This window comes from Enterococcus gallinarum NBRC 100675 (genome assembly GCF_001544275.1).
Taxonomy (GTDB): Bacteria; Bacillota; Bacilli; order Lactobacillales; family Enterococcaceae; genus Enterococcus_D; species Enterococcus_D gallinarum.
Genome location: NZ_BCQE01000004.1, coordinates 93,731 through 112,670, shown reverse-complemented (window position 1 = coordinate 112,670; position 18,940 = coordinate 93,731). Strand labels below are relative to the sequence as shown.

General features: G+C 41.3%; 18 protein-coding genes. 15 read left to right on the top strand and 3 right to left on the bottom strand.

All coding sequences use genetic code 11. From position 1 onward, the window contains the following. Window positions 1-29 precede the first annotated feature (29 nt). Complete coding sequence (locus EG2_RS02720; RefSeq protein ID WP_060813354.1) at window positions 30-200, bottom strand: hypothetical protein; 171 nt, start codon at window positions 198-200, stop codon at window positions 30-32. A 287-nt stretch (window positions 201-487) separates the two neighbouring features. On the opposite strand from EG2_RS02720, the gene hemW reads away from it, so the two are divergent. The 14 genes from hemW to EG2_RS02650 all read left to right on the top strand — a co-directional run bounded on the left by hemW (window position 488) and on the right by EG2_RS02650 (window position 13,729). Next, complete coding sequence (gene hemW / locus EG2_RS02715; RefSeq protein WP_060813353.1) at window positions 488-1,651, top strand: radical SAM family heme chaperone HemW; 1,164 nt, start codon at window positions 488-490, stop codon at window positions 1,649-1,651. 189 nt (window positions 1,652-1,840) lie between these two features. Further along, a complete protein-coding gene (gene hrcA / locus EG2_RS02710; RefSeq protein ID WP_060813352.1) occupies window positions 1,841-2,884 on the top strand; it encodes a heat-inducible transcriptional repressor HrcA in 1,044 nt (347 codons plus the stop codon). A gap of 34 nt (window positions 2,885-2,918) precedes the next feature. Continuing rightward, complete coding sequence (grpE, locus tag EG2_RS02705; RefSeq protein WP_060813351.1) at window positions 2,919-3,485, top strand: nucleotide exchange factor GrpE; 567 nt, start codon at window positions 2,919-2,921, stop codon at window positions 3,483-3,485. A gap of 38 nt (window positions 3,486-3,523) precedes the next feature. Beyond that, window positions 3,524-5,353: a molecular chaperone DnaK gene (dnaK, locus tag EG2_RS02700; RefSeq protein WP_003126397.1), complete on the top strand. Its 1,830-nt coding sequence runs from the start codon at window positions 3,524-3,526 to the stop codon at window positions 5,351-5,353. Window positions 5,354-5,479: 126 nt separating this feature from the next. Continuing rightward, window positions 5,480-6,646 carry a molecular chaperone DnaJ gene (gene dnaJ, locus EG2_RS02695; protein WP_060813350.1) on the top strand — a complete coding sequence of 389 codons (1,167 nt, stop codon included), beginning with the start codon at window positions 5,480-5,482 and terminating at the stop codon, window positions 6,644-6,646. A 107-nt stretch (window positions 6,647-6,753) separates the two neighbouring features. Further along, on the top strand, window positions 6,754-7,863 hold the full coding sequence (locus tag EG2_RS02690; protein ID WP_060813349.1) for a glycerol dehydrogenase: 1,110 nt from the start codon (window positions 6,754-6,756) through the stop codon (window positions 7,861-7,863). A gap of 407 nt (window positions 7,864-8,270) precedes the next feature. Continuing rightward, window positions 8,271-9,203: a PLP-dependent cysteine synthase family protein gene (locus tag EG2_RS02685; protein WP_060813348.1), complete on the top strand. Its 933-nt coding sequence runs from the start codon at window positions 8,271-8,273 to the stop codon at window positions 9,201-9,203. Window positions 9,204-9,205: 2 nt separating this feature from the next. Then, complete coding sequence (locus EG2_RS02680) at window positions 9,206-10,369, top strand: cystathionine gamma-synthase (protein ID WP_060813347.1); 1,164 nt, start codon at window positions 9,206-9,208, stop codon at window positions 10,367-10,369. Next, the gene (locus tag EG2_RS02675) at window positions 10,359-11,009 is read left to right on the top strand and encodes a class I SAM-dependent methyltransferase (protein WP_060813346.1); all 651 of its coding nucleotides are present in this window, start codon (window positions 10,359-10,361) and stop codon (window positions 11,007-11,009) included. Before EG2_RS02680 ends, EG2_RS02675 begins: the two co-directional genes overlap by 11 nt. After that, a complete protein-coding gene (locus EG2_RS02670) occupies window positions 11,006-11,461 on the top strand; it encodes an S-ribosylhomocysteine lyase (protein ID WP_060813345.1) in 456 nt (151 codons plus the stop codon). Before EG2_RS02675 ends, EG2_RS02670 begins: the two co-directional genes overlap by 4 nt. 180 nt (window positions 11,462-11,641) lie before the next feature. Continuing rightward, the gene (locus EG2_RS02665; RefSeq protein ID WP_060813344.1) at window positions 11,642-12,106 is read left to right on the top strand and encodes an RNA polymerase sigma factor; all 465 of its coding nucleotides are present in this window, start codon (window positions 11,642-11,644) and stop codon (window positions 12,104-12,106) included. Then, a complete protein-coding gene (locus EG2_RS02660; protein WP_060813343.1) occupies window positions 12,099-13,124 on the top strand; it encodes a hypothetical protein in 1,026 nt (341 codons plus the stop codon). Before EG2_RS02665 ends, EG2_RS02660 begins: the two co-directional genes overlap by 8 nt. 3 nt (window positions 13,125-13,127) lie before the next feature. Then, window positions 13,128-13,445: a hypothetical protein gene (locus tag EG2_RS02655; RefSeq protein WP_060813342.1), complete on the top strand. Its 318-nt coding sequence runs from the start codon at window positions 13,128-13,130 to the stop codon at window positions 13,443-13,445. A 17-nt stretch (window positions 13,446-13,462) separates the two neighbouring features. Next, the gene (locus tag EG2_RS02650; RefSeq protein ID WP_060813341.1) at window positions 13,463-13,729 is read left to right on the top strand and encodes a hypothetical protein; all 267 of its coding nucleotides are present in this window, start codon (window positions 13,463-13,465) and stop codon (window positions 13,727-13,729) included. 41 nt (window positions 13,730-13,770) lie between these two features. On the opposite strand, the gene EG2_RS02645 is transcribed toward EG2_RS02650, so the two are convergent. Together EG2_RS02645 and EG2_RS02640 are read right to left on the bottom strand one after the other, a co-directional pair. Further along, the gene (locus EG2_RS02645) at window positions 13,771-14,508 is read right to left on the bottom strand and encodes an amino acid ABC transporter ATP-binding protein (RefSeq protein ID WP_060813340.1); all 738 of its coding nucleotides are present in this window, start codon (window positions 14,506-14,508) and stop codon (window positions 13,771-13,773) included. Next, the gene (locus tag EG2_RS02640; RefSeq protein WP_060813339.1) at window positions 14,509-16,665 is read right to left on the bottom strand and encodes an amino acid ABC transporter substrate-binding protein/permease; all 2,157 of its coding nucleotides are present in this window, start codon (window positions 16,663-16,665) and stop codon (window positions 14,509-14,511) included. Window positions 16,666-16,938: 273 nt separating this feature from the next. Between EG2_RS02640 and uvrB the strand changes: the two genes are divergently transcribed. Next, window positions 16,939-18,930 carry an excinuclease ABC subunit UvrB gene (gene uvrB, locus EG2_RS02635; protein WP_060813338.1) on the top strand — a complete coding sequence of 664 codons (1,992 nt, stop codon included), beginning with the start codon at window positions 16,939-16,941 and terminating at the stop codon, window positions 18,928-18,930. The last annotated feature ends 10 nt before the right edge of the window (window positions 18,931-18,940 follow it).

Below are 18,940 nucleotides of genomic sequence, written 5' to 3'. Positions count from 1 at the left end.
TGAAGTATCGGTAGTTTGTTTCTATAGAATTATTTTTTAAATAACCTATACGCTTCTTCAGAAGTATACCCTCCAGTCAATTCTAAGTACTGGAGGATTCTTTTTCGTAGGGCTGCTTTACTAATGAAAAAGTAGTTGGCTACTTCGTCAAAATTTCTGCCTTTTTTTAATGCGTAAGGAAGCGCTTGATTATTTGCCATGAGAATACTGGCACCAACATTTGCTCGGTGTTCTCGTGGAAGATCATTAGTTTTATGTTCACCTTTTTTGGATTTTTTAGTGGATTTGTTTGCTAAATACGTTTAGTATGCGTATAAGAGAGGTTGTAAGCAAAGCGTTATGACCTGAGCAATTAAGGAGGAATCTGTGAAATAGTTTTAATATTTTTGCAGATTCAGACTTAATGCTGAAGGTCAGCTTTGTGATCACCGTGTAAAGAGTGGTCGAAAATCGGTACGACTTTTCGACGTAAGGAGAACGAAAACAAATGAAAGATTCAACCAAATACACAGGAAGCAAGCTTTCTGCCTATATTCACATCCCATTCTGTGAACATATTTGCTATTACTGTGACTTTAATAAAGTTTTTTTAGAAGGGCAACCGGTTGATGAATACATCGACTGTTTGCTGAAAGAAATCGCTCTAACGGTGAGCAAACAACCAATCACTACTTGTGAGACGATTTATATTGGCGGCGGAACGCCGACTTCCCTTTCGGCTGCGCAACTAGACCGTCTGATTACGGGCGTACATGAATTACTGCCCACGCAAACGACCAAAGAATTTACGGTAGAGGCCAATCCTGGGGATTTAACGGAAGATAAATTGCTAGTTTTGAAAAATCTGGGCATTGATCGGTTGTCGATGGGGGTGCAGACTTTTGACAACCGCTTGTTAAAGAAAATTGGCCGCAAGCACACGGCAGACGATGTCTACCAAACGATTCAGTTGTTAGATAAACACGATTTTCAAAATATTACGATCGATCTGATTTATGCTTTACCTGGACAAACGATGGAAAGTTTTCGAGATACGCTAACACGAGCGATTGATTTAGGTTTGCCTCACTATGCTATGTATTCACTGATTTTAGAGAACAAAACGATGTTCATGAATTGGGTAAGGCAAGGAAAAATGGAGTTGCCTTCTCAGGAATCTGAGACGCAAATGTTTGAAGAAGCCATCGCTGCAATGGCTAAAGCTGGCTTATCACAATATGAGATCAGTAATTTTGCCCGGCCAGGATATGAGTCTAAGCACAATCTTGTTTATTGGAATAATGAACACTATTACGGATTTGGCGCCGGAGCGAGTGGTTATATCGGACAGACGAGATACAAAAACTTTGGACCGATCCAGCACTATCTGCGTCCATTGAGGGAAGACCAACTGCCGATCCATGAAACAGAATCGTTAACGACCAGCAATCAAATGGAAGAAGAAATGTTTCTTGGATTACGGAAGAAACAAGGTGTATCGAAAACAGCCTTTGCAGATAAATTTGCCTGTTCTTTTGATTCGATCTATGGCAATGTCGTTGAAGAACTTTCTAAAAAGGGTTGGCTAGTCTCAGAAGAAGACCGCGTTTATTTAACAAAGTCTGGGATGTTTATCGGCAATGATGTATTTGAAAAATTTTTATTAAGTTAAGAATAACCAAGAAGATCGAGCTGTTTTCGGTCTTCTTTTTTTGGTAAATGGGCAATGAAGCGAGTTAGCACTTTAACTATAAGAGTGCTAAAAATCTGTATCAAATTCTTGACATTCGTAGGGAATATGGTATATTTATAATCGTGTTAGCACTTAATGTGAAAGAGTGCTAACGGAGGAGTGGATAAGATGTTGACACAACGACAACAAACTATTTTACACCTCATCATCCAAAATTATACGGATACTGGTCAGCCTACGGGCTCCAAACGATTGATGGAGGATGGGGTTGAAGCAAGTTCGGCTACCATCCGCAATGAGATGAAGGCCTTAGAAGAAGCGGGTCTCTTGTTGAAGACACATTCCTCTTCTGGACGTGTTCCTTCAATGGCCGGCTACCGCTATTACGTTGATCACTTATTAAAACCATCAAAAGTCAATCAAAATGAGATCAAAGCGATTCGCCATTCTTTTGGAAAAGAATTTCATGAAATCAATGAAATCATTCAGCAATCGGCTACGATCTTATCCAATCTTACGAGTTATACAGCCTTATCGTTAGGACCGGATGTAAAAGAGCGGAAATTGACTGGCTTTCGGATCGTTCCGTTGAATGCTCGGCAAATCATTGCTATCATTGTTACGGATAAAGGCAATGTTGAAAATCAAATTTTCTCATTACCTTCATCAATGGATAGTAGCGATTTAGAAAAGATGGTTCGGATCATCAATGAAAAATTAGTGGGTGAACCGCTAATGACGGTCTATCATCGATTGCGAACAGAGATTCCGATGATTTTGCACAAGTACTTTCAAACGACAGAAGGAATCATTGATTTATTCGATGATATGCTGAGTCACCTCTTTGAAGAGAAAATCTACGTTGGCGGACGGATGAATCTATTAGATTTTGAACCAAGTCAAGATGTTCGTCAGTTCAAGTCGATGTACTCTTTCATGAAAAACGCAGAGGAACTTACACAATTATTGGCACCGAGAGATTCTGCTATTCAGATCCGCATTGGTCAGGAACTAGGAAATGAATTACTCCAAAATATGAGTTTGATTCAAGCAAGCTATGACATCGAAGGTCATGGCCAAGGGACGATTGCTTTATTAGGTCCTTCTAGTATGCCTTATTCGCGAATGTTTGGACTGATGGATGTCTTTCGTCGAGAATTAGCAATGACATTGGCTGATTACTATCGCACACTAGATGCAAACAGTGAATGATCAAATAAGTGAATTATAGAAGGGATGGTAGCAAGTGTCAGAAAAAGAAGAACAGTTAGAAAAAGATCTTGAAACGACTGAGGAGCCTCTGACAGAACCGTCAGAAGAAGCGATCGATGCAGCTGGTCTATCAGAAACAGAAGTAGAAAAAAGCGAGATCGACAGTTTAAAAGAAAAGAACAATGAACTGGAAGATCAATTTTTGCGAGCGCGGGCCGAAATCGCCAATATTACAGCAAGAAACCGCAATGAACGCGAATTGCTACAAAAATATCGTTCGCAAGATTTGGGCAAAAAATTATTGCCAGCGATCGATAATTTGGAACGGGCAATGGCAGCAAATGTTGAAGAAGACCAAGCGGCTAACTTGAAAAAAGGGGTCGAAATGGTGCTGGAAAGTTTGCGTCAAGCGTTGAAAGAAGAAGGAATCGAAGAAATTCCTGCTGAAGGAGAAACTTTTGATCCAAATCTTCATCAAGCGGTACAAACCGTGCCCGCGACAGAAGATGTGCCTGCGGATACGATCGTCACAGTATTGCAAAAAGGCTATAAGCTGCATGATCGTGTCTTGCGTGCAAGTATGGTTATCGTAGCACAATAAATAAAAAAGAACGATGAATGAAAAGGAGCGTATTACTTATGAGTAAAATTATCGGTATTGACTTAGGTACAACTAATTCAGCTGTTGCTGTCCTAGAAGGCGGCGAAGCAAAAATCATCACCAATCCAGAAGGAAATCGTACAACACCATCTGTTGTTTCATTTAAAAACGGCGAGATCCAAGTAGGGGAAGTTGCTAAACGTCAAGCAGTTACGAACCCTAACACGATTTCATCAATCAAACGTCATATGGGTGAAGCTGGCTATAAAGTAGAAGTTGAAGGGAAATCATACACTCCTCAAGAAATCTCTGCAATGGTCCTACAATATATCAAAGGATTTGCTGAAGATTATCTAGGAGAAAAAGTAGACAAAGCAGTTATCACTGTTCCTGCTTACTTCAATGATGCACAACGTCAAGCAACAAAAGATGCTGGTAAAATTGCCGGATTAGAAGTAGAACGAATCGTCAACGAACCAACGGCAGCAGCTTTAGCTTATGGATTAGACAAAACAGACAAAGACGAAAAAATCTTAGTCTTCGACCTTGGTGGGGGTACATTTGACGTATCGATCCTTGAATTAGGGGATGGCGTATTCGATGTGTTGTCTACTGCTGGGGACAACAATCTAGGTGGAGATGACTTTGATAACAAGATCATCGATCACATGGTTGCAGAATTCAAAAAAGAAAATGGAATTGATTTAGGTAAAGACAAAATGGCATTGCAACGTCTGAAAGACGCTGCTGAAAAAGCGAAAAAAGACCTTTCAGGTGTGACAAGCACACAAATCAGCTTGCCATTTATTACAGCTGGCGATGCTGGTCCATTGCACTTAGAAATGACATTGACACGGGCAAAATTTGATGAATTAACCGCTGATTTAGTCGAACGGACAAAAGTTCCTGTACGTCAAGCGCTAAAAGATGCTGGTCTTTCACAATCTGAAATCGATGAAGTGATCTTAGTCGGTGGATCAACTCGGATTCCTGCAGTTGTCGAAGCAGTTCGCAAAGAAACCAATAAAGAACCAAACAAATCAGTGAACCCAGATGAAGTAGTGGCAATGGGTGCTGCGATTCAAGGTGGCGTGATCACTGGTGATGTGAAAGATGTCGTTTTACTTGATGTCACACCATTATCATTGGGTATCGAAACAATGGGCGGCGTCTTTACGAAGTTGATCGATCGCAATACAACGATCCCAACAAGCAAATCACAAGTTTTCTCAACAGCTGCAGACAATCAACCTGCTGTAGACATCCATGTCCTACAAGGTGAACGTCCAATGGCTGCTGACAACAAGACATTAGGAAGATTCCAATTAACGGAAATTCCACCAGCACCTCGAGGAATTCCACAAATCGAAGTAACATTTGATATTGATAAAAATGGTATCGTAAATGTATCTGCAAAAGATTTAGGAACTCAAAAAGAACAAAAAATCACGATCAAATCTTCTTCAGGTCTAACCGATGAAGAAATTGAACGGATGGTTAAAGATGCGGAAGCAAATGCGGAAGCAGACAAACAACGTAAAGAAGAAGTTGATTTACGTAATGATGTTGACGCATTACTCTTCACTGTTGACAAAACATTGAAAGAACTTGAAGGCAAAGTAGATGCCGATGAAGTGAAGAAAGCGGAAGAAGCTCGTGATGAGTTGAAAGCTGCTGTCGATGCAAACAATATCGAAGAAATGAAAACAAAACGCGATGCATTAAACGAAATCGTACAAAACTTGACAGTGAAGTTGTATGAGCAAGCTGCACAACAACAAGCACAAGAAAATCCAGAAGCTGCACAAGGCGGCGCAGACGATGTGGTAGACGCCGATTTTGAAGAAGTAGACGGCGACGATAAATAATCGCTGTTTGTGAAAAAGCCAAAGTCACCACTTTGGCTTTTTCTTATGAATTTCTGAAACGTATTTTTCTGAAGCAAATTATATGCTAAAATACGAGGGACGCAAGAAAATAGTGGAGGGAAGCCAATGGCAGACAAAAGAGATTATTATGAGGTCTTAGGTCTACAAAAAGGGGCTTCGGATGACGAAATAAAAAAAGCATATCGGAAGCTTTCCAAAAAGTATCATCCAGACATCAATAAAGAACCTGATGCAGAAGCAAAATTCAAAGAAATTTCTGAAGCATACGAAATACTGAGCGATCCTCAAAAACGAGCTGCCTATGATCAATATGGTCACGCGGGAACTGATCCGAACTACGGTGGTGGTTATGGCGGCGGCTTTGGCGGCTTTAACGGTGGGGGATTCTCCGGTGGCGGCTTTGGTGGATTTGAAGACATCTTTGAATCATTCTTTGGCGGCGGTGGCAGAACGGCAAATCCAAATGCTCCGCGACAAGGAGCTGATTTGCAATATGCTGTCGATCTTTCTTTCGAAGAAGCGATTTTTGGTGTGGAAAAAAATATCCAGTATAACCGCGAAGAAACCTGTCATACTTGTGGCGGTAATGGTGCAAAACCAGGAACACAACCTGAGACCTGTCATAAATGTCATGGCTCAGGTACGATCAATGTGGAACGTCAAACACCTCTTGGTCGTGTCATGAGTCGTCAAACCTGTGATGTATGTCACGGTACAGGGAAAGAAATCAAAGAGCCTTGTACGACTTGTCATGGAACAGGACACGAAAAGAAAAAACATAGCGTCAAAGTCAATGTACCCGCTGGCGTGGAAGATGGCCAACAAATGCGCCTATCCGGTCAAGGAGAAGCTGGCAGCAATGGTGGACCTTATGGAGACCTGTATGTCGTTTTCCGTGTTGAGGAAAGTGATATCTTTGATCGTGATGGATCCGAAATTTATTACGAATTACCATTGAACTTTGTTCAAGCAGCTTTAGGTGACGAGGTCAACGTTCCGACTGTTCACGGAAATGTCAAATTGAAGATTCCTGCTGGTACCCAGACGGGCACGAATTTCCGTCTAAGAGGCAAAGGAGCACCAAAATTACGCGGCAATGGCAATGGCGACCAACAAGTCAAAGTTAAGTTGATCACACCAAAGAATTTGAATGAAGAACAAAAAGAAGCGTTACGGGCCTATGCAAAAGCAAGCGGCCATGTAACCAATGAGCAACAACCTGAAGGATTTTTTGATAAAATGAAAGATGCCTTTGGTGGCAAGAAAAAATAATAAGCGGAGCCTGAAGAAAACACTTTTTCAGGCTGCGCTTTTACTAGTATTTGTGAATTTTTTAACAATATTGGGAGTTAGTTTAAATACTGAAAGAAGGAGAGTCCATGGAAAAAATATTTGTTAGTCCGCAGCGCTACATTCAAGGAGAAAACGTATTAAAAAAAGGCTTGCACTATATTAGCTCATTAGGAGATAAACTATTACTAATAACCGATCCATTTGTTTGGAGGATTGCTGGCGAAGAACTGGCAAAAGATTTAGCCCATCAAGGAATCGAAGTAACCTTAGCAAATTTCAGCGGTGAATCCTCCAATGCAGAAATCAGACGTATTGCAAAAGAAGCAGAAAGAGCAGAAGTGACAGCAGTTGTTGCTCTTGGTGGGGGAAAGGTGATCGATACCGGAAAAGCAGTGGCCCATCAATTGAAGAAAGCGGTTGCTGTCGTACCAACAGTTGCCTCAACAGATGCCCCTACCTCCTCCATCTCGGTTCTTTATTCGGAAGAAGGAAAGTTTGAACAGTATGGTTATTATCCGAAGAATCCAGAACTGGTCTTGGTTGATACAACTCTGTTAGCCAAGGCACCTGCAAAATTATTAACTTTCGGCATCGCTGATGGATTGGCGACGTATGTTGAAGCCAGAGCAGTAGCTAAAAGCGGCGCTCAGAATCTCGTAGGAGGCCGACCGACTTTAGCAGCTCTGGCAATTGCTGAGAAATGTGAAGCAGTGCTGTTTGCCAATGGGGTGGCTGCCTATAAGGCCAATCAACAGCAACAGGTAACAGCCGCTTTTGATCAAGTAGTGGAGGCGAATACACTTTTGAGCGGACTAGGATTTGAAAGTGGCGGACTAGCAGCAGCTCATGCGATCCATAATGGGTTGACAGCCGTTACTGGGAAGTTCCACCAACTTTCTCACGGAGAAAAAATTGCTTATACGACGTTGATGCAATTGCTGTTGGAACAAGATACAAACGAGTTGGATCGTTATATTTGGTTATATCAAGCACTGGGGTTACCAACAAAGCTAGCAGAAATGCAGATGGACTCACTTAACGATCAGGAATTACTGGCGATCGGTATTCAAGCCACTATCCCTAATGAAACGATCCATCGAATGCCCTTTAAGATCACGGCAGAAGAGGTAGCAAATGCGTTTAAGGCTGTCGATGCATATGTCACCAAAAAATTTTCACAAAGAAAAAAAGATTGACTTCTATTTTTTCCCATGCTATTTTGTTTACAAGCTTAAAAAGGAGGGGACGTAGACATGACAAACAACAACTTTGCATTGGTATGTTGTTGTTGTATGGTGCTAAAAAGCAGCATACTGATTTGTCATGCCTATTAATCGTTCTCTCATCTGGATAAATCACTCTAAGAGTCTCTTTCGTTGTGAAAGAGTCCCAGAGTCATTCTCTAAGAGGTACTGATTGAATAGTCAGTGCCTCTTTTTGTTTGCTTTGATTTACCTTGCAAAGATCTGTAAACAAAGACAGATCATGCCTTTTTAAGCAGGTGATCACCTAGGAATGACCAATTGTAAAACGCAGTGCCTCTGATTTGCTGCAGCACTTTAGCGGACTGACAACAAAAATTTCATTGAAAAGAAGGTTGCCCATGATCGTATCAGATATTAAAGAATTAATTGGTAAGACACCGATTTTTCAGTTTTTAGCCACTGACTACGGCGGAGAAAGCCAAAGCCGAATCTATGCGAAATTAGAATACTTAAACCCAGGAGGTAGTATCAAAGACCGATTAGGCAGTTATTTGATCTCGGAAGCTGTTGCTGCTGGAAGAATAACGAAAGACACAACCGTGATTGAACCCACCGCTGGCAATACTGGGATTGGCTTAGCTTTAGCCGGTTTGGCATATGGATTAGACATGCTTTTTGTGATTCCAGATACATTCAGTCAAGAAAAGCAACAACTAATTAAAGCCTTAGGAGCACGAATCATTCACTCACCTAGTCAAGAAGGCATGCAAGGAGCAATCAGGAAAGCCAAATTTCTTGCTGATCAATTGCCAAACTCTTTTTTGTCGCTACAGTTTGAAAATGAACAAAATCCGGCTGCTTATTATCGAACACTAGGTCCGGAAATCGTTCAAGAAATTCCTGGGAAAATTGACAGTTTTATAGCAGGAGTGGGGAGTGGTGGGACTTTCGCCGGGACAGGCGCGTACTTAAAGTCGATAGATTCTACTATACGTTTGATTGCTGTGGAACCAGAGGGTTCTATCTTGAATGGTGGACCTGCTCACGAACATGCGATCGAAGGGATAGGCGTTGAAGAGAGGCCGCTCTTTTTTAAGAATCTTATGCCAGACAGCATTGAGACTATCAGTGATCCAGAGGGATTTTATTATACCCGGTTGCTGGCAGCTCGTCATGGTCTATTGGTAGGCAGTTCCAGTGGTGCAGCATTTGCAGCCGCTATCCGAGAAAGCAAGCGACTGCCAAAGGGAAGCACGATCGTCACTATCTTTCCTGATAGTGGAGATCGCTACTTGTCAAAAAATATTTATGGTCAACTAGAGGAGGCATAAACATGGAATTTCGCACAAAATTGATTCACGCTGGGATCAGTCAAGATCAAGAAACGGGTGCTGTCAGTGTACCTATCTATCAAACGTCTACCTACAAGCAAGTAGCTGTGGGACAGCCAAAACAATATGAGTACTCTCGTTCGGGCAATCCTACACGGTTTGCATTAGAAGAACTGATTGCTGAACTGGAAGAAGGCATACGTGGGTTTGCTTTTGCTTCAGGTTTAGCAGCAACCCATACTATTTTTTCTTTATTTCAGTCCGGAGACCATATTTTGTTGGGAGATGATGTCTATGGAGGCACCTTTCGACTGCTTCAGAAAATCTTCAAAAAAAATGGACTGACGTATACATTGGTCAAGACTGATGATCCCCAAGCGATTCAGCGGATTGCCGCAGCGATTCGGCCAGAAACAAGAGGAATCTTTCTGGAGACGCCTACTAATCCTTTGTTGAAAATCACAGATATTCAACAAGTTGCCACGATTGCTAAGAAAAAGGATCTCTTGACCATCGTTGATAATACATTTGCGACACCTTATTTTCAGCGTCCACTGGCATTAGGTGCTGATATTGTCATTCATAGTGCAACGAAATATCTGGGGGGCCATAGTGATGTCGTTGCTGGGTTAGTCGTAACCAATCAAGCGGAACTGGCTGAGCAAATCGGATTTCTCCAAAATGCTATAGGTGGTGTATTAGGGCCTCATGACAGCTGGCTAGTTCAGCGGAGCATCAAAACATTGGCTTTGAGGATGGAAGCCCATCAAGCCAATGCACAAAAAATCGCCACGTTGCTTCAAGAACATGCGGCTGTAGCTAACGTCTATTATCCGGGGTTATCAAGCCATAAAGGACATGAGATCGCCAAAAAACAAATGTCTGGTTTTAGCGGGATGATTTCATTTGAATTAAAAGCCGAAAACCGAGTAGCTGCGTTTGTTGAATCGCTAACTATTTTTACACTAGCTGAAAGTTTAGGTGGCGTTGAAAGTTTAGTTGAAGTTCCTGCGGTCATGACGCATGCTTCAATTCCACCTTCAATCAGAGAAAAAGCGGGAATCAAAGATGGCTTGATCCGTTTGTCTATCGGTATTGAAGACGCTGCCGATTTATGGACGGACTTAAAGCAAGGATTAGAAAGGGTGCTGGAAGATGGGGCGTGAATTCATTCCGATTTTTTCTGAGTGGGCCAAGCAATATGACGAGACCGTTAAAGGGAAGGATGAAGAATATCGGGAGGTTTTTCTTCATTATTCAGAATTGTTAGCAGATATTGCTGAAAAAGCAGGAGATTCTGTGATAGAATTTGGTAGTGGTACGGGAAATTTGACGTTGGAGTTGATCCGCAGAAAGAAAACAGTGTTCGCGATCGAGCCATCGGCTGCGATGCGTCAAGTAGCTGAGGCAAAGCCGGAGTTGTCACAGGTAACTTTCATTGATGGAGATATGGAACGATTTCCTCAGATCGATTTTTCAATCGATACGATCGTTTCTAGTTATGTCTTTCATCACTTGAATGAAACAGAGAAACAGCGAGTGATCAAAAGATATAAAGCGCTGCTTTCTGAAGGCGGAAAAGTCATTCTAGGGGATACGATGTTCTTATCCCTTGACCATAAAGAAAGTATCCTAAGGGAGGCAATAAAAGCCAATCACTTACGACTAGCAGCGGATCTGCAACGAGAATACTACCCCTTGATACCAGATATTGAAACCTATTTTCGAGCCAATGGTTTTACCAGTCGCTTTAAACAAATCAATGCTTTTGTTTGGCTCGTCGAAGCGAGAGGAGAAAAAGAATGAAAATGAACGTGGAAAGCTTTAATCTAGATCATACGAAAGTCAAGGCACCTTATGTACGGGTCGCTGACAAAAAACAAGGAACAGAGGATACGATTATCAAATATGATGTTCGATTGAAACAACCGAATCAAGCACATATGGAGATGGCTAGCCTCCACTCATTAGAGCACTTGACCGCAGAATTGATTCGTAATCATGCCGATTACATTGTTGACTGGTCTCCGATGGGCTGTCAAACGGGATTTTATCTAACGGTTTTAAATCATGAAGATTATGATGAAATTTTAACTGTGTTAGAAAAAACGATGGAAGATGTGTTGAAAGCGACAGAAGTTCCAGCTAGTAACGAAGTCCAATGCGGCTGGGCAGCCAACCATACCTTAGAAGGCGCCCAACAATTGGCAAGGGAGTTTTTAGCCGAACGGGAGAACTGGTCAACAGTCTTTGCTTAAATCCATTCTAAAAAAGCTGTAAGCCACACGAAACATTTCAGTGTGGTTTACAGCTTTTTTTGTTTTGTTACGTAGAAAGAACCTTCTGGATACGTAAGTAACAGTGATATACTATTCTTACTATAATATTTTTTTGCAACTTTTTTGTTGTTCACTCGTCTATATAAGTAAGGAGGGGTAGTGTTGGAGGAGATTTATCAGATCTATTACGAGAAAATTCAGCACTACTTTCAAAAAAGAGTGGGTGATGAGTACCAAGCAGAGGATTTAACGCAAGATGTATTTATTAAAGTTTTTTTGGCTTTGCCAAAGACAAAGCCAGATGACTTTGAGAGATGGCTCTTTACGATTGCTAAGTTTACACTATATGATTTTTACCGTCGTAAGCGGTATCTTTTGGTAGCGGAAGAAGTCGATACTTTGATGCAGGAGATTCCTATCGAAGACCAAGATAGTCTTGAAAAAGAAGAAGCGCTCCGTCATGTGAATCAATTACCTAACAAATTAAGACATCCTTTGATATTGGCGATTCGCGGTTATAGCTATCAAGAAATAGCAGAAATATTAAATCTAACGTTAAGTACAGTGAAATCTCGTGTTTTTCAAGCGAGAAAACAAGTGAAAAGCAGGTGGTCACATGGATAAAAAACAGTACCAGCGATTACAAAAATCAGTGGATCGTACAAAGAAAAGCATGGTACTCCAAATGATCTATAGCGTGTTGTTTTGGGGGATGGTGGTACTTGTTTTATGCTACTTTTTACCATTAGCCTATTATCGTGCAACGGGGAATGACCGCGAGGATTATCAATCGATTCCTTCGGCGATGAATGCTCCTTATTCGGAAGATGCACTCAAGAATGATACGTTAGAGAAGTACCGCTACTATTGGTATGAGATGGGACAGCGAAACCTCCATTACGATCCTATCAATCGGCAATCTCTGCTTGCATTTTTGGGGAAAGAGGACGTTTATCCGGTCATTTCTCGTTTAGGAAATCAGAAAACTGTCGCGTACACAGTCGAAAATCGCTATATTTTTGATCAGGCAGTTCAGACAATTGTTTCCAGTGATACGCTGACCGCATTTGCTCCCTCTGCAACACTTTATGAGCCAGGCAATGCGGTTTCGACCTATGAATCCTTTCTCGCCTATTTACGTTCACTCGGCGAGTACAAGCAGGCTGAAATTTCTATTACTTTAAAAAATGCTCAAATTCCTAGTGAGTTAAGGGAAAAACTGGCTGATTTGTCTGTTCAACATTATAGTATTGATTATCATTCAGGCAATATTTTTGGTTATTCAGATGAAATGGTTCGTCAGACAACAGGAAATGATTATGATCGGCAAGTAACGGAAAGCGTCACGCAAGGACTGGTCTTTTTGGAAAAATATTATCCGACTTTTGGGAATCTAGGCTGGGATAGTCCTGACAATCTCCATTTTACCAATGATCTAACCAATCAAATCAATTTCTATGATTTCGGCGACATTCTAGATTATGTCAAAGACAATGGTGTGAAAGTAAGTGCCGTTCATGTATCGGCCTCTTGCACTGAATTAGCCCGATGGTTAACGGAGAATCGGTCGCTTGTCATGAGAGTCCAGCTGCAGCAGCTCTCAGATATCATGGTCCAAGATGTAATCACGGAAGGAGAATGAGTATTGTTGAAAAAAATTCCATTTAGCAAACTATTTCGTTGGTTTGCAAAAGGGTATTCGTTGGTGTTTTTGTCTTGTTATGTTTTCAGTCGTTTCATTCTTTTTCGTTTCAGTTCTTTTAGGTTAAGCACAGGGAGTGATCAACTGACAACCAGAACCTATTCAGGTAATTTGATTGGCTTAATGTTTGAACCGACCATTTTATTGCTGATCATTGGTGGTTTGCTGTATCTAGCTTGGAAAGAAAAACACTGGATCAGAGAATTGATGTATCCAGTTGTTGTTTTGTTATTACTAGTCATTGGAACAATTCTTTATTGATCAAAGGAGGGTATGGGATGAGTTTTTTTAAGGAAATAAAGGAGCAGCGGCAGCAAAAGAAAGAAGCGAAGAAGCAAGAATTGCGTAAAAAGAACGCTGAATTGCGGAAACAAGGAAAAGATCCGCTGAAAGGCTGGGGGCAAATGATGAATACTGGTGCTGGGGGATTCAACAAAGCCAATCCAATCGATACAAAAGTTTATTTTGGTGAAAAGCAGAAACGAATCGCTTCAGAAACACAGCACAAAAAGCAGCAACGAGAAACTAAAATGTCAGATAAATAACAAAATCCGCAGAAAACGTCCAAGTTTTCTGCGGATTTTGTTTAGATATTCAAGACTTTGTCTAAAAAGTCTTTGGTCCGTTCGTTTTTCGGACTGGTGAAAATTTGTTCTGGTGTTCCGTCTTCGAGGAAATTTCCACCATCGATAAACATCACGCGATTGGCTACTTCTTTAGCAAAACCCATCTCATGGGTAACGATAACCATCGTCATGCCTTGTTTTGCCAATTTTTTCATAACATTCAAAACGTCGCCGACCATTTCAGGGTCCAACGCAGATGTTGGTTCATCAAACAACATAACATCAGGATTCATAGCTAATGCACGGGCGATGGCTACCCGTTGTTTTTGACCACCAGATAGATTGTCTGGATACATGTCTTTTTTGTCAGCCAAACCCACTGTATCTAACAATTGAATGGCTTTTGATTCAGCTTCCTTACGGGACATCTTTTTTAAATCCATCGGTGCTAAGATAATATTCTCTAGTACAGAAAGATGAGGAAACAGATTGAAATGTTGAAAAACCATGCCAATGTGTTGACGGACGGCATTGATATTGGTGTTTTTATCCATTAGATGAGCACCATCGATAATGATATCACCACTAGTAGGTTCTTCTAAACGATTTAAGCAACGTAGGAAAGTAGATTTTCCTGAGCCAGAAGGACCGATGACACAAACGACTTCGCCTTCTTGGATCGAGACATTGATATCATTTAAAACAGTGTTATCCCCATATTTTTTCACAAGATTTTCGACTAAGATTTTTTCCTTCATTTATTTCACCTTCTTTTCTAAAACTTTAGCAAGTTTTGTTAAGGCTGTGATAACAATTAGATACATGACAGCAACGATTAGATAAACATAGGTACTTTGTGTGGTTCTTGCAACAATGATCTTACCAGTTTGCAACAGCTCCACAACACCAATAACCGAAATGATTGTCGTATCTTTCAGCGAGATAACGAATTGATTGACGAAAGATGGGATCATGATCTTGATGGCTTGCGGCAAAATGATTTTTTGCATGGTTCGGGTATAGGTCAATCCCAAACTGCGGGAAGCTTCCATTTGGCCTACAGGAACAGCCTTGATCCCTCCGCGAACGATTTCTGCGATATACGCACTAGCGTTCAGTGTCAAAGTGATGACTCCTGCAGCAAAGTCGGGGATTGTAATCCCAATTGCATCCGAAAGTCCAAAGAAAATGAAGAAAGCTAACACCATCATTGGTATCCCGCGAATAATATCGACATAGATACCGGCGAAGATACGTAAAGCCCGGATTGGGGACACGCTGAAGAGTCCCAAGATGATCCCAATGATCAACGCTAAAGCAAAGGAGATCAATGCAAGCAGCAGGGTATTCCATAAACCTTTTAGCAAAACTTTGTAATTGTTTTTGATTAAACCAGCAATTGTTGATTCATCGGCTTTCTTTTCGGTAGCCGAACCGTCTTTGATATAACGGCCGACGATTTCATCGTATTCGCCAGTTCGTTTCATTTCTTTTAACGCTTCATTGAACATTTGGATCAATTCAGGATTTTGGCCTTTTTTGACGGCAAACCCGTATTGTCCGCCCACTTCTTTTTCAATCGGCGTACTTAATTTTTGTCCTTGACTGATGGCGTAGCCAATGACTGGGTAATCATCCATCATGGCGTCGATCTGACCGCCACTGACTGCAGCATAAAGTTGATCAGCTGCGTCATAATACTTAATGGTATAGCCGTATTTGTCTTCATTTTCAATCAAGAAGTCTGCACTCTCGGTACCAACTTTAGCACCAACTGTTTTTCCTTCTAAATCTTCATAAGACTTGATACTATCGTTTCCTTCTTTGACCGCAATTTGAATACCACTTTCAAAGTAGGAGTCTGAGAAGTCATACGCTTTTTTGCGTTCATCATTGATACTCATCCCAGCAATCATACCATCCGCTTGATTCCCATCTAACGCTTGTAGCGCTCCTGAGAAACCAATGAAATTAAACTCAATGTTGAATCCTTGCATTTCCGCCGCTCTAGTTAAGAGATCAACATCGATTCCGACATATTCATTGTCTTCATTTTGAAACTCGAAAGGAGCGAATGCAGAGTCACTTGAGATTCGATAGACGTCTTTTTTCGGCTCAACTTTAACCATTTCACTTGGAGAATCAGAAGTGCTTTCTGATGAAGCAATATAAGTAGCGACGATTTCGTCGTATTTACCACTGGATTTCAACTCTTTTAGACCAGCATTGAATTTAGCCAGTAATTCAGGATTTTGGCCTTTTTTGACTGCGAACCCGTAAGATGCCCCTTTTTCAGGCTCACCCACAAGTTTCATAGCTTCACCATTACTGATCGCATAACCTAAGACTGGATAATCATCAAAGATGGCAGCAACTGTTCCATTGCGAACGGCACCATAAAGCCCGCTAGCATCATCATAGTTTTTGATAGAGTAGCCATATTTTTTTTGATTGGTCTCTAGAAAACGAGCACTCTCGGTACCAACTTTAGCGCCAACTGTTTTATCTTTCAAATCAGCGTAAGATTTGATATCTTGGTTGTCTTTTGCGACAGCCATCTGAATCCCACTGTCGAAGTAAGGATCTGAAAAATCAAAGGTTTCTTTCCGCTCGTCTGTAATACTCATCCCAGCGATCATCCCATCAAGTTGATTCGATTGGACGCCCTGTAACGAGGAATCAAAGCCTAATGGGCGCAAATCAACAGCAAAGCCTTGATGTTCAGCAATAGCATTTAACAGATCAATGTCGATCCCTACATACTCATTTTTTTCGTTTTGAAATTCGAAAGGAGCAAATGTCAGGTCTGTTCCGATTTTATACGTTGTTTCTGCTGCACTGACTGGCTTGTTCGCAAAAGCGAAAAAGCAGAAAATCACTGAAAACAGTGCATAAAACATATATTTTCTTTTCAAGAAAATTCCCCCTTTTGATTTTAACGTATTTTTAGATTATAGGTATTTTTGTAAAAACACACAAGTCTTTCGGTCAATATTTGCAAAAAACAGCGCTATTTCTGACATGGAGTGTTAGAAAAACTGACATCTTAAGTAAAGTTAAACTAGCAGAATAAAAAGTACAAAAGATGGCGAAAGTATGTTCGCTATGGTATACTATTCTATGGAAAAGCGTCAGCTTTCTTTTTGTTTCATGGACGCTTCGCAAATATAAATACAGGGGGAATGAAGATGATCGAAAGAACGACTTCCCATGAATTTGAATTAATCTCAAAATATCAGCCGGCAGGGGATCAGCCAGAAGCCATCCATCAACTGGTCGATGGCGTCGTTGGGGGCAAGAAGGCGCAGATTTTGTTGGGGGCAACTGGAACAGGGAAAACCTATACTGTTTCAAACTTGATCAAAGAGGTCAATAAGCCAACACTGATTATCGCACACAACAAAACATTGGCGGGTCAATTATACGGTGAGTTCAAGGAATTCTTTCCTAATAATGCAGTAGAATATTTTGTCAGCTATTATGACTATTATCAACCAGAAGCATATGTACCTTCCAGTGATACGTACATTGAGAAAGATTCAAGTATCAATGATGAGATCGACAAGCTGCGGCACTCGGCGACCAGTTCATTACTGGAACGCAACGATGTGATCGTGGTTGCTTCAGTCTCTTGTATTTTTGGTTTGGGTTCACCAATCGAATATGCCAAGCAAGTGGTTTCTTTACGAGTAGGAATGGAAAAACCGCGAGATCAACTATTGAAAGAAATGATCGACATACAATTTGAACGCAATGATATCGATTTCCAACGGGGCCGCTTTCGTGTTCGAGGAGATGTGGTAGAAATTTTTCCGGCATCGCGGGACGAGCGGGCATTACGCATTGAGTTTTTTGGCGATGAGATCGATCGGATTCGAGAAGTGGATGCGTTGACTGGGGAGATTTTAGGGGAAACAGAACACGTTTCTATTTTCCCAGCTACTCACTTCGTGACCAACGAAGACCATATGGAACATGCTATCGCTTCGATACAAAAAGAACTCGAAGATCGATTAGCTGTTCTTCGAAGTGAGAACAAATTATTGGAAGCACAACGTTTAGAGCAACGCACCAATTATGATATTGAAATGTTGCGGGAAATGGGCTATACATCCGGGATCGAAAACTATTCACGACACATGGATGGGCGTAAAGAAGGCGAACCACCTTATACGTTGCTGGACTTCTTTCCTGATGATTTCCTGATTGTGATCGACGAGTCTCACGTAACGATGCCCCAGATTCGTGGGATGTATAACGGCGACCGTGCCCGCAAACAAATGTTAGTGGATTATGGCTTCCGTTTGCCTTCTGCTTTAGATAACCGACCGTTACGTTTAGAAGAATTTGAAAAACATGTGAATCAAATCGTTTATGTCTCAGCAACGCCGGGACCTTACGAACATGAACAAACAGATACCGTTATCCAACAGATCATTCGTCCAACAGGATTATTGGATCCAGTAGTAGAGGTTCGCCCAATCATGGGGCAAATCGATGACCTAGTAGGAGAAATCAATGAACGGGTAGAAAAAGATCAGCGGGTCTTTGTCACCACATTGACGAAAAAAATGGCGGAGGATCTCACCGATTATTTCAAAGAATTGGGGATCAAAGTCAAGTATCTTCACAGTGATATCAAGACACTTGAGCGGACAGAAATCATTCGCGATTTGCGGCTTGGTGAATTTGATGTATTAGTCGGTATCAATCTGCTTCGAGAAGGGATCGACGTTCCTGAAGTTTCTCTTGTAGCGATCTTAGATGCAGACAAAGAAGGATTCTTACGGAGTGAGCGTTCTTTGGTCCAAACAATTGGTCGAGCTGCTCGGAATTCTGATGGTAAAGTGATCATGTATGCGGATAAAATGACTGACTCTATGCAGCGAGCGATTGATGAAACAAGTCGCCGCCGCAGTATCCAAGAGGCGTATAATAAAGAGCATGGCATCGAACCAAAAACGATCATTAAGGAAATTCGCGATTTGATCGCTATTACGAAAGTCGCGGAAGAGTCAGGCGATTATACAACCACTTCGTATGAAGACATGACTCGTGAAGAGAAAGCAACCCTCTTATTGAAACTGGAAAAAGAAATGAAAGATGCCGCAAAAGCATTAGACTTTGAAACTGCAGCTACTTTACGAGACACGATCTTGGAATTGAAAGCAGCTGAGTAAAAGGAGACAA